This is a genomic window from Paenibacillus sp. FSL R5-0345 (genome assembly GCF_000758585.1).
Lineage (GTDB): Bacteria > Bacillota > Bacilli > Paenibacillales > Paenibacillaceae > Paenibacillus_AQ.
In genome coordinates, this window is sequence record NZ_CP009281.1 from 485,479 (window position 1) to 497,898 (window position 12,420).

Consider the following 12,420-nt stretch of genomic DNA (forward strand, 5'->3'; position numbering starts at 1 on the left):
TCTACAACCTAGGAGGTCATAAGTGTGAGTAACTATTATTTCGAATCAGGTACATTTGTAATGGAGCAATTTGACGAGGGAAAGCCTTTTTCCAGTTTCCTGCCCGGCCTTGCCGGACTGAAGGGAATTCCGATGTGGACTTTTTATGTGAACCGCGGTCAGGCCATTTGCAGCTTCGGGGTACGCGATAAGAACTCGCCGATCATGGAATTCTCACCCGCAAATATCTCTTATAAGAACGTAGGGACGACCGGGTTCAGAACCTTTATCAAGATTAAAGGGGAGCAAGAGATTTATGAGCCGTTTCAATCGGCACGTCCAGATCCTGCAGCCAAGCGGATCATGACGATTTTGCCTAATGGGCTTACCATTGAAGAAAGCCATGCTGGGCATGGTCTGAAGACGACTGTACACTATTTCAATCTGCCAAATGACGATTATGCGGCATTGGTACGTCGGGTAGAGATTGAGAACATCGGTGGTAAAGAGATCGAGTTAGAACTGATGGATGGTCTGCCAGAAATCCTGCCTTACGGTGTAGAGAATAGTGGATACAAGGAAATAGGTAATCTGTTGCGCAGCTGGATGGATGTATACAATTTAGAGAATGGCATTCCGTTCTATAAGCTGCGTTCCAGCACTAATGATAGTGCGCAGGTTAGTGAAATCACCAATGGACATTTCTATCTGTCCTTTACGGGAGAAGGAGAAAAAGTCTCGCCAATTGTCGATTTCGAGCTAGTCTTTGGTGGCAACACCTCGCTTACGTACCCAGACCGCTTTGCGGGATTAACCCTTGCCGAACTGGGCGAGCTTCCACAATACCCGGTTAACAAGGTTCCGTGCGGTTTTAGCGGAGTGGCAAGACGTTTAGCACCAGGTAGCAATCTGATCCTGAATACACTGGTTGGACATGTAAATGACATCGACAAAATCAATAAGAAGGCAGAGCAGTTATGCCGCGATGAATACATCCAGTCTAAATCTCAAGAGGCCGCAGGTCTGACGGAAGAATTAACGGAAGACATTGCCACTCACACTTCATCGGCTGTGTTTGATGCGTATTGCCGTCAATCCTATCTCGATAACTTCCTGCGCGGAGGCTATCCTTTTGTCTTCGACAATGGTGGGGATGGCTTTGTCGTTCACTTATACTCGCGTAAGCATGGTGACTTGGAGCGTGACTACAACTTCTTCTCTCTCGCCCCAGAATATTATTCACAGGGGAACGGAAACTTCCGTGATATGAATCAGAATCGGCGGAACGATGTGTTTTTTAATCCGAAGGTGGGTAGCTTCAACATCAAAATGTTCTATAGCTTGATACAAGCGGACGGTTACAACCCGCTGAGCGTACAAGGAACAACTTTTGAAGTGAAACCGGACAGTAAGACGCAAGCTGTGAAGTGGATCGAGGAGGCTGCGGCAGATCATCAAGCTGAGCTTGTAAAGCTGTGCAGCACTCGGTTCACACCAGGTAGTTTAGTGAACTATATTGCAGATCATAACGTTACCCTGAAGGTAAGCGAACAACAATTTCTGTCGGGGCTACTAGCCTTGTCGCAACAAAACATTGAGGCTGCTTTTGGTGAAGGCTTCTGGTCGGATCACTGGACATATAATATGGATCTGGTAGTTGGTTATTTGGATATCTTCCCTGACAAAAAGCAGGAGCTTCTGTTTGGGGATAACACCTATGCGTTCTATGACAGCCCGGCGTATGTGCTGCCACGAAGTGAGAAATATGTAATCAGTGATGGAAAGGCTCGGCAATATGGTGCACTTCTTGAGGATGAGGAGAAGCTGCACAAGCTGAAATGGAAAGCTGGAGATACCCATTGGCTGCGTACCGAAGGTGGACACGGTGCCATTTACCACACCAATCTGTTCGTGAAGATGCTGTCTCTTGCCTTGAATAAATTCGCTACACTTGACCCTTACGGTATGGGGGTAGAGATGGAAGGCAATAAGCCGGGCTGGAACGATGCTATGAATGGACTGCCGGGATTGTTCGGCTCCGGAATGAGTGAGACTTTTGAGCTGAAACGTACCGTAGTCTTTTTGCTAGAGGCTCTGAAAGGCAAAGAGAACGTCCAAGGCGCTGTAGACTTGCCAGAAGAAATTGCACAGCTGCTTGAAGAGGTACATCGTGCGGTAACGGCTGTCCTAGCAGGAGATTTGGAACAATTCAATTATTGGGACATTGTAGCTTCAGCGCGTGAGGCTTATAGAGCACGTATTCGTTTCGGTATTACTGGGGCTGAGTCTGCAGTAGCCTTAGAATACATTCGTGAAGCCCTCTCCAAATTCTTAGTTAAAATCGACGAGGGGATCAACAAGGCGGTAGAACTCGGTAACGGACTTACCCCAACCTATTTCCGCTTTGAGGCGAAGAAATTCCAGCAGGTAACAGATGCTGAAGGTCAACCGGTACTTAGCGGATACGGTCTGCCAAAAGCTGTAGTGGAGGAGTTTGAGGTATATGCTTTGCCATACTTCCTTGAGGGACCTACTCGCTGGTTGAAGACGTTGAAAGATCCGGTGCAAGTCAAAGAAATCTACAATTTGATTAAGCAAACGGAGCTGTATGATCCGACTACGTCTATGTACCAAACCTCGGTTAGCCTAGAGGGAGAGTCTCATGAGATCGGGCGAATGAGAGCCTTCACACCAGGCTGGCTAGAGCGGGAGTCTAACTTCCTGCATATGTCCTACAAGTATTTGCTTGAGCTGCTGAAGGGCGGTCTATATGAGGAATTCTACGGCGAGCTGAAGACGTCGCTGGTGCCGTTCCTTGATCCTGCGGTTTATGGACGCAGTACACTGGAGAACTCATCTTTTATCGCAACTGGAGGGAATCCTGATCCCAATAACCACGGTAGAGGGTTCGTAGCAAGACTAAGTGGATCGACCGCTGAATTCCTCAGTATGTGGAGAACGATGATGGCCGGAAGCCATATTTTCAGAGTAGAAGATGGACAGCTTACGTTATCTTTGGGTCCGGTTCTACCGGGCTGGCTATTTGATGAACAAGGCAATCTTTCTTTCACATTCCTTGGTGGTACGGAAGTAACGTATTCGAACCCGCAACGTGAGAATACGTTTGGTGAGAAGAAGGCTGTTATTCAGAGCATGACGCTCGTCTATCACGATGGTACGGTGGCTGAAATTTCTGGAGCACTCGTTCGTGGTGAAGAGGCAGAGGCTCTGCGGCGTGGTGAGATCAAGCAAATTCGAGCAATAATGGCATAGAAAATGAGGGAGGGCCTAGGCCCTCCCTCATTTTTTTCTCCAAATATAAGAAAGTCTTTGAAGGACGCCGAAGGTGTTTTAGCTTGAACCCGAAAAATGGGACCTATAACCCGAAATTCAAAGCCTTACGGAGACAGGCAAAAGCAAATACAATAAATACATAGATATTGTAAGCGCTTCAGAAAAAGAAAAAGATATGTAGCCTGGAGGTCCAAAGGATGGAGAACAAAAAAAGCGTGGAAGTAAGTCCAGCGATGAATCCGTTAATTCCTGGCAATTTCGAAACCGGTAAAGTAAATCGTAACTCGCTGTGGAGGAGATTTGTAGCCCAGCGTCATTTACAGACCATGGCCCTACTAGGCGTAGCCTGGATGATCATCTTCAACTACATTCCAATGTATGGAGTTATTATTGCCTTCAAAGAGTTCAATATCGTAAAATCAATTTCCGAAGCTCCATGGGTAGGACTAGCTCATTTCAAAGAATTCCTACAAGATGAAAGCTTGGTTGACGTTATTAGGAATACGTTAGGCATTAGCTTAATCAAGCTCTTCATCGGGTTTCCACTGCCGATTATATTCGCGCTATTCTTGAACGAGGTTCGTTCGGTGAGATTCAAAAAGTGGATTCAGACGATTTCGTATTTACCTCACTTTCTCTCTTGGGTTGTACTCGGCGGTATTCTAGCGACATGGCTAGCGGATATAGGGATTATCAATAACATCTTGTTAGCGCTAAATATCATTGATCAGCCGATTACCTATTTGGCCGAACCTAGCTACTTCTGGACGATTGTTATTTCCTCTGATATCTGGAAGGAACTTGGATGGTCAGCGATTATATATCTGGCAGCAATCTCTGGTGTATCTCCTGAAATGTATGAGGCGGCTACGATTGATGGTGCTGGAAGATTCCAGAAGATGTGGTTTGTTACGCTGCCGGCGATTAAATCGACGATCAGTATTCTCTTCATTCTTGCAGTCAGTGGTGTACTAAGCTCCAACTTCGATCAGATCTTGGTGCTACGTAACTCGTTGAATGATAGTGCAAGTAATGTAATCGATTATTATGTGTACTACACAGGGATTCTCTCAGGCCGCTTCTCCTATTCGGCTGCGGTTGGACTATTAAAATCGATTATCGCTCTAATCTTGCTGCTGATAGCTAACCAAGTGTCTAAAAAAATCAACGATACATCATTGTTCTAGGATAAGGAGGACCTACACATGTTTGCTCTCAATCGCAAAACGAAGGGCGAGGCCCTATTCGATATCGTCAACAATATCATTATGCTGTGTATTTGCTTCATAACGCTTTATCCGATCTGGTACGTACTCGTCAATGCCTTTAATGAAGGCACGGACGCTATGCGAGGTGGTATATACTGGTGGCCGCGGGTGTTCAGTCTAGGAAACTTCAAGGCAGTGTTCGACAGCCCTGGCATTATGCAGGCGATGTGGATTACCGTTGCCAAAACAGTGATCGGCACAGTCCTGCATGTATTTTTCACAGCGATGGTAGCCTATGCATTTTCTCGTAAAGGCTTGATTGGCGGAAAGTTTTACATGTTAATGGGTACTGTTACGCTCTTCTTCGCGGGAGGGTTGATCCCGAGCTTCTTGCTTATCAAAGACCTTCAGTTACTAGATAATTTCTTAGTGTATATCATTCCTGCGATGTTTAGCTTCTTCGATCTTATTATCTTCATGACCTTCTTCCGAGAGATCCCTGAAGGATTGGAGGAAGCGGCCCGGATTGATGGGGCTAATGATTGGTCCATCTTCCTACGAATTGTGCTTCCAGTGTCTATGCCTGTTATTGCGACCATTGCGCTGTTCCACGGCGTGTTCCAATGGAATGATTATTTTACAGGTATGATCTATATCAATAATACAGAGTTACAGCCGATTCAGACGTATCTGTTCCGCGTTGTAGCACAATCTAGTTCGACTCAAATGATGGTTGCTGCACAAGGTAGCGGTATGACAAGAAGCGTAACGTCACAGTCTATTAAGCTGGCGACGATGGTGGTCACCACACTTCCTATCGTGTTCGTATATCCTTTCTTACAACGCTACTTTGTTAAAGGCATGATGATCGGCTCCATTAAGGGCTGATCCTTAGTAAAGGTAACTCCTCCAGCAGCTCATCTCTATGAGCTCTGGGGTTGAGCTTATAATTAACAATCATAGAAAAGGGGTAAAGAATATGGGTATGAAACGCAAACCGAGAACAGCGATGACTCTACTTCTGGCAGCGGTTATGGCCTTGTCAGCTGCAGGCTGTTCCAGTGGAAATAACGCTAAAGGAAATTCGGATGGCACTAAAGAAACGAACACGGGGGCGACGGATACACCTGCTGCTACATTGTCTGCGGATGAACCAGGTTGGAAGATTGACACTTCACCGATTACGTTTGACTGGTACCTGAACTTCTCTTGGTTCCCCAACAAATGGGGTGTGGACCCAACTTCCCAATATGTAACTAAGAAAACCGGCGTTGATATTAATTTCATCGTTCCGGCTGGTAACGAGAATGAGAAGCTGAACACACTGATTGCCTCTGGTAAATTGCCAGATTTCATTACATTGGGCTTCTATGAAGATGCGATAAAGAAAATTATCGAAGGTGATCTTGCACTACCACTGAACGAGCTTGCTGATCAATATGATCCTTATTTCTACAAAGTATCCGATAAAGATAAGCTGAATTGGTACACTCAAGAAGATGGTAATGTGTACGGCTACCCGAACTCTTCTTCCTCTCCTGCCGACTATGAGAAATATGGAGAGAACTACGTATCCAACCAAGTATTCGCGGTACGTAAGGATATGTATGAAGCGATTGGCAGTCCTGATATGCGCACACCAGAAGGATTCTTGAATGCGCTTAAGTTAGCGAAAGAGAAATTTCCTGACGTAAATGGACAACCGCTAATCCCGCTTGGTCTGCATGAGTTTGGTGTAAACGGTAATGATTCTCTGGAAGGTTATCTTCAGAACTTCCTGGCGATTCCTAGAGAAAAAGATGGTCAGGTATATGCCCGTGAGACAGATCCTGAATATATCCGCTGGATGAAGACGCTTCGTCAAGCGAATCAGGATGGACTGCTTGCTAAAGATATCTTTATCGATAAACGTCCACAAATGGAAGAGAAGATCGCTCAAGGCCGTTATTTCGCGATGCTCTATCAACGTACAGACTTTGCAGCGCAACTAGGTACGATTTACCAACAAGATCCTAGCAAAACTTATATTGCTATTGATGGTCCTTCGAATACGAACTTGGATCAACCGACCCTTGACGGACCTGCGATCGCAGGCTGGACAGTGACGCTGATCTCCAAAGATGTGAAGGATAAAGCTCGCGCTATCCGCTTCCTAAGCTACTTGAACAGTGAAGAAGGTAATAAAGACTTGTTCCTCGGTGAAAAGGGTGTCAGCTACGAAACGATTGATGGCAAAGACCAATTTAAGCCTGAAGTGTTTGATCTAATGAATAAGGATCGTTCGGCATTTGATAAGCAATACGGATCTTCGTTCACCTACTGGATGATGCAGAACACGAATATCACGGATCAATGGGCACCTAAATCAGTAGAACCTTTTAAACAATTGGAAGATTGGACGAGAGGAAAAGCGACTAGTACTTCAACATTCCAACAGATTGATCCTACAGGTAACTCCCCTGAAGGCATCATTGCTACAAAGCTGAAAGAACTGCGTGGGAAGACGATTCCTAAGCTGCTTATGGCTTCTTCAGATGCTGAGTTCGATAAAATATGGACTGAGTATTTAGCGAAACAAAAGGATATAGGTGTAGATAAATTCCAAGCCTATCAACAGAAAAAGTATGAAGAGAACAAAGTGAAGCTCGCCCAATAAAATATAACCCAGAAGCCCGCTGATTGCGGGTTTTTGGGTTATTTTCAAACAAGAATAAGGTATAGTTGTTAAGTAAGTTAAGTATGTTAAGTATGTTAAGTATTCACGATATTAGCGAGGTGAACGTTGAAGAAGTGAAGAGGGAGAATTTGCGTGAGCGCAGCAGAGAAATATGGAATTCCTTCTTGTATTGGTGGGGGCGAAGGTCGCTGCAGAGTCGTTTGATTGCTGCCTATGTTTTTATTATTATAGGTCCGTGCTTGTTGGTGTCCGTCTATTTTTATGAGTCTATCAACAATACCTATTTCCGAGATGCTGTTGAGAAAAATGAATATTTGCTGCAAATGGAAAAATTGCATATCCACAATCAAATTGAAGCGATGGAGCGGGCAGCACAGATGGCGTATTCTGACTCGGATGTTAAAGACTTTCTTGCGAATGAGACTGAGCCGATGCTTGAAGATTTGGTTGATTTTAATACAAATGCTTATGTGAATATGACACGTATTCAATTTAATAATCCGAATATTGAGCATTTACGGCTGTATTCGAAAAGTAAAACGATGCATGAAATTTGGCCGATTTTATTTCGTGAAGAGCGAGTCTCTTCCGAGCCCTGGTACCAGAAAGCACAGCAGTTGGAGGGACAGGAGTACTGGTCTTTTCAAAGGAGTGATCCGGATCTGATGCAGAGATACTTGGGTGCACCGACTGAGAGTTTGCCGAAGGTTTCTTTACTACGTGAGATGAGTCGTCCTGCTGGCAACCATATTGGGATGGTTCAAGTAGATATGATGTTGAACCGCTTTACGCCAAAGACATATACCGATGTACGGGATAACCAGACACAAATGTTCCTTGTAGATGGTGAGCTCCAGCTATTTACTCGTCCGGATCAGTCTTTTCTTCAGGATAACGAGGAGATGGCCAGTGTTATTACTGAACGATACAAGAACTTCAGGGCTACTGGTGAATGGGATAGCAGTTATTCAGCCAACGGTAAATCTTATTTACTTATTAACACACCGCTGGAACGCATTGATGCTTATCTGTTAAATGTGGTCTCAACGGAGGGTGTTTTGAAGGATATCTCCCGTACACGCAACTTTATTATTGGAGCTAACATCGGATTTATTATTTTACTCACGTTGATTGCTTATGTGATGAATGCCTTTATTCTAAAAAATCTGCGCAGATTGACCGAAACGATGAAAAGCGTGCGCAGAGGTGAAGCCTATAGTGGAATTACGATTCGGGGTGGGGGAGAAGTCGGTGAGCTTGCCCATCATTTCTCTAAGCTAATGAATACAATTAATACGTTGGTCGCTCAGGCTGTGAGTAAGCAGGCATTGTCCAAAGAGGCTGAGCTGCGTACGCTGCATAATCAAATAGATGCACATTTTTTGTATAACACACTTGAAAATATTAAAATGCTTGCTGAAATTGAAAATCAACGAACGATATCAGACGCACTAACTTCGCTCGGTGGAATGATGCGTTATAATTTCAAATGGTCTGGGGAGTATGTGAAGCTTCGCGATGAAGTCCGCCATATTGAGAATTACATTGAAGTAATGAATATTCGTTTTGAGTACCCGGTTAAGCTTGTACTTCATATTGAACCTCGATATTTGGAGCTGGAGGTGCTGAAAATGTCACTGCAGCCTATTGTAGAGAACAGTGTTAAGCATGCTTGGAACGGTGAGAAAGAGAATTTAGAGGACCCGAACATTCATATTCATATTTCGGAAACGGAAGGTGATATTTCCATAGAGCTTCGTGATAATGGTATCGGTCTTACCCCAGAACGTCGAGTTGCTTTAAACGAGGCGATATATGCTAAGGATGAATGTTGTGACAGCTCTTGTGAACAGAAGAAGGATGTAAACCGAAGAGCAGGTGGCATAGGGCTACGGAATGTACACCAGCGTCTGCAAATCTTTTATGGCGAAGAATACGGGCTTGTAGTACAGAGCGAGGCAGGAAGTTGGACGATGGTACGTCTGACCTTGCCGAAAGTTCTTTTGACGGGAGAAAAACAACCATGAAGAAATTACTGATCGTTGATGATGAGAAAAATATCCGTGTAGGTCTGAAGATCATGATTGAAAGGGAATTTCCGTCCGCATATACGATCATAATGGCGAGCAACGGCGCAGAGGCGCTCGAGGTATTTAAGACAGACGGTGCAGATATTATTATTACGGATATTCGTATGCCGGTGATGGACGGAATTATGCTTTTGGAGCAGTTATCTGTAGAAGTTGGCGAGAAAAGACCAGCAGTGGTAATCCTAAGTGGGTATGATGATTTCGAATATGCTAAATGTGCTATACGTTATCGTGTGAAGGATTATCTACTTAAGCCGATTCGCCGAGATGAGCTGTTCGAAATCTTGAAGCATATCCATAAGGAACTGGAAGAACAGGAGTTCAGTGTCAAGAAAATAGAGCGGGAAACAGAACAGTTTCGTAAAGAGCTACGCTCCAGCCGTTTGCGGGGACTGCTGCAGCAGCAGGAGGTTCAATTGGAGTCCGAGCAGCAAGCGGAGCTAGAGGGGTTGGAGGTTCCTTTTATTGTAGGTGTGCTGAATTACTACTATAATGATGGTACACGGATGAAATCTGCAGAAGTTCAGGGGCTCATCGAACGTTTGATGGGGCCGATTGAGAAGTGTTTTTTGGAAATTATAACGGACTGGGATGGCAGATTAGTCTTGATCGGGACTAGTGCTCAGAGCTTTATGGAGCTGTCCCGTCAAGCTGATGCTAGAGAAATAACCGGTTTATCAATCGGGATCAGCAGTGAGGGAAAAAGTCTCGAAGTACTTCGTTCTTGTTATAAGGAAGCGTGCCGGGCGCTGCAGTATACTTTTTTATATCCGCAAGAAAATCTTTTGGATTATGAGGATGTCAGTCAAGAACGACGTAATTTTCCTTTGCCGAAGGAGGAGCTTCGGAAGCTGCTTAATATGCTTGGAACCGAGCGTGAGAAGGAAATAAAGTACCTGCTGTCCGTTATTTTTCAGACTGAGCATTTGAAGGAACTGGACTTGTCTTATCTTGAGAACGTAGGTCAGAGTATCAATGAGCAGGTGCTGGATGAAGTATTTCGGGTATATGGCGAAGCCTCTGTGGAGGTGCTAAAGCTATATCGTACGGTTGGTAATATGTATAATTATCGTCATTTCCATGATTATTATCGTGCGCTTGAGAATTTGCTCCTGAGTGTGAATGATTACATCTTAGGGGTACGGTCTGCTCATACGGAGCATGCTGATATGGAGGAAGCGCTGAATTATATTGAAACGAACTATGCTCGTCCACTAAATATGGCTATGGTTAGTAACCATGTGTCTTTGAATTATTCTTATTTTAGCGAAGCCTTCAAGGCATATACCGGTGAGAATTTTGTCATTTATTTAAAAAAGGTTCGTATCCGTCATGCAAAAGCACTGCTAGCGAAGGGGTGTAGCAAGCTTGCCGAAGTCTCGGAAAAAGTAGGCTTTGAGAACAGTAAGCAATTTGCCCGTGTATTCAAAGAGTTGGAAGGGATCTCTCCAGGGGATTATAGAGCCAAAATACTGTCTGAAGATTTGTCGTAAATGACAGGACAAGTAGCTATAGTATATATCATTGCTGCGCTTGTAACCGTAGTGAACATTATGGGTGTCGTTAGAAGTGATCCTCCTATATAATGGCTGTGAGAAGCTTTGCTAGAATTAGCAACATGAGAGTTTGGAGGAATGAAGGGTGGAAGAAATTCAAGGGGATTTGATTACAGTTCAGACGCTGGCAGAGGATTTTCGGAGACTGGGTGTTCAGGCGGGGATGACGATTCTACTGCATTCGTCCTTCAAATCGCTAGGCCAATGGGTGGCAGGTGGGCCGGTTGCTGTTATTTTGGCGCTGGAGGAGGTTCTCGGAGAATCAGGCACACTTGTGATGCCGACTCATTCCAGCGATCTGACAGACCCTGCTGGCTGGAGTAACCCGCCGGTACCCGAGTCATGGTGGCAGACTATCCGGGAGCAGATGCCTGCTTATGATCCAGACCTGACTCCGCTGAGAGGGATGGGGATTATTCCAGACTCTTTTCGTAGACAAAAAGGGGTGAAGCGCAGCGATCATCCGATTCATTCATTTGCGGCTTGGGGCAAGCATAGAGATGAGATTGTTTATGGTCACACCCTCGAATACGGTTTGGGGGAAGATTCTCCACTAGCTCGTATTTATGATCTGGGTGGAAGTGTGCTGCTGCTAGGTGTAGGAAATCTAAACAATACTTCATTACATCTTGCTGAATGCCGAGCCTTGTATGAAGGAAAGAAGGAAGTCATTGGCGGGGCACCCATGATGGTGGATGGTCATAGGCAGTGGGTGGAATTCAAGGAGCTAGATTGGAACTCTGACGATTTCGTTGAACTGGCTGAGCAATTCGGACAAGAGACAGGGCTCATTACATATGGTCATATCGCCTCAGCTACAGCTCAACTGATTCCGCAACGTGAAATCGTTGACTTTGCAGTGAACTGGATGGAGCGAAACAGGAAGTAGACTATCTCTGGTTTTGGGAGTAGGAGGAGAAGCGGCGGATGAGTACTACAACGATATATTTAACGCGTCATGGGCAGACGGAATGGAATGTGCAGAATCGTATGCAAGGTCATATGGATTCTGCCCTCACGACACTTGGCGTACAACAGGCGGAATGGTTGAGCCGGGGAATGCAGGCTATAAATCTGGATGTCATTTATGCAAGCTCCAGTCCAAGAGCACTGCTTACAGCTGAGATTATACGTGGAGAGCGGGATGTTCCGCTGAAGATTTCCGATGCATTCAAAGAAATTGGCATGGGCGTATGGGAAGGTAGAGATTCTGCTGAACTGGCGGCTCAGTATTCGGACCAGCATCGTTATTTCTGGAAGGATCCCGACCAGTTTAAAGTGGAGGGCAGCGAGACCTTCGCAGAGGTGCAGACAAGAGCGCTAGAGAAGCTTCAGGAAATTCTCAAGGCTCATCAGGGTGAGACGATTCTTATCGTAACGCATACGGTGGTGATCAAGCTCTTGATGGCTTATTTCGAGCGCAGAGAGTTGCCTAAGCTGTGGGATCTGCCTTACATATATCCAACCTGCTTATCCAGAATTGATTTTACGGATGGCGTGCCGGAGATCCTGTTGCATGGGGATACAAGTCATTATGAAGAGAATGAGACGGGGATGGAAAGTTAGGATAAATAGTTTTTTTGAAAAAAAAGACGATCTCTTAGTGCCTGCTGCAC

Annotated in this window: 8 protein-coding genes; all 8 read left to right on the plus strand. The window is 45.0% G+C overall.

Going from position 1 to position 12,420, the window contains the following annotated elements; genetic code table 11:
* Positions 1–24: 24 nt before the first annotated feature.
* The 8 genes from R50345_RS02195 (at position 25) to R50345_RS02230 (ending at position 12,370) form a co-directional block, all read left to right on the plus strand.
* Entirely contained in the window at positions 25–3,252 is a 3,228-nt protein-coding gene (locus tag R50345_RS02195; RefSeq protein WP_081953976.1) for a cellobiose phosphorylase, read from the plus strand.
* A gap of 218 nt (positions 3,253–3,470) precedes the next feature.
* On the plus strand, positions 3,471–4,460 hold the full coding sequence (locus tag R50345_RS02200; protein ID WP_081389681.1) for an ABC transporter permease: 990 nt from the start codon (positions 3,471–3,473) through the stop codon (positions 4,458–4,460).
* 18 nt (positions 4,461–4,478) lie between these two features.
* Positions 4,479–5,369 carry a carbohydrate ABC transporter permease gene (locus R50345_RS02205; protein WP_042123720.1) on the plus strand — a complete coding sequence of 297 codons (891 nt, stop codon included), beginning with the start codon at positions 4,479–4,481 and terminating at the stop codon, positions 5,367–5,369.
* 91 nt (positions 5,370–5,460) lie between these two features.
* Positions 5,461–7,137 carry a type 2 periplasmic-binding domain-containing protein gene (locus R50345_RS02210; RefSeq protein ID WP_042123722.1) on the plus strand — a complete coding sequence of 559 codons (1,677 nt, stop codon included), beginning with the start codon at positions 5,461–5,463 and terminating at the stop codon, positions 7,135–7,137.
* 83 nt (positions 7,138–7,220) lie between these two features.
* Positions 7,221–9,185 (plus strand): cache domain-containing sensor histidine kinase, encoded by a 1,965-nt coding sequence (locus tag R50345_RS02215; protein WP_052414435.1) that lies wholly within the window; start codon positions 7,221–7,223, stop codon positions 9,183–9,185.
* A complete protein-coding gene (locus tag R50345_RS02220; RefSeq protein ID WP_042123725.1) occupies positions 9,182–10,741 on the plus strand; it encodes a response regulator in 1,560 nt (519 codons plus the stop codon). The genes R50345_RS02215 and R50345_RS02220 overlap by 4 nt, the downstream gene beginning before the upstream one ends.
* Before the next feature lie 148 nt (positions 10,742–10,889).
* Complete coding sequence (locus R50345_RS02225; RefSeq protein ID WP_042123728.1) at positions 10,890–11,693, plus strand: AAC(3) family N-acetyltransferase; 804 nt, start codon at positions 10,890–10,892, stop codon at positions 11,691–11,693.
* Positions 11,694–11,731: 38 nt separating this feature from the next.
* Positions 11,732–12,370, plus strand: a complete 639-nt coding sequence (locus tag R50345_RS02230; RefSeq protein WP_042123729.1) for a histidine phosphatase family protein — start codon at positions 11,732–11,734, stop codon at positions 12,368–12,370.
* Positions 12,371–12,420: the final 50 nt, after the last annotated feature.

Bases quoted from the DNA above. Each gene is read 5' to 3' on its own strand.
- R50345_RS02200 (WP_081389681.1), top strand. From the start codon at position 3,471: ATGGAGAACAAAAAAAGCGTGGAAGTAAGTCCAGCGATGAATCCGTTA.
- R50345_RS02205 (WP_042123720.1), top strand. From the start codon at position 4,479: ATGTTTGCTCTCAATCGCAAAACGAAGGGCGAGGCCCTATTCGATATC.
- R50345_RS02210 (WP_042123722.1), top strand. From the start codon at position 5,461: ATGGGTATGAAACGCAAACCGAGAACAGCGATGACTCTACTTCTGGCA.
- R50345_RS02215 (WP_052414435.1), top strand. From the start codon at position 7,221: ATGTTAAGTATGTTAAGTATTCACGATATTAGCGAGGTGAACGTTGAA.
- R50345_RS02220 (WP_042123725.1), top strand. From the start codon at position 9,182: ATGAAGAAATTACTGATCGTTGATGATGAGAAAAATATCCGTGTAGGT.
- R50345_RS02230 (WP_042123729.1), top strand. From the start codon at position 11,732: ATGAGTACTACAACGATATATTTAACGCGTCATGGGCAGACGGAATGG.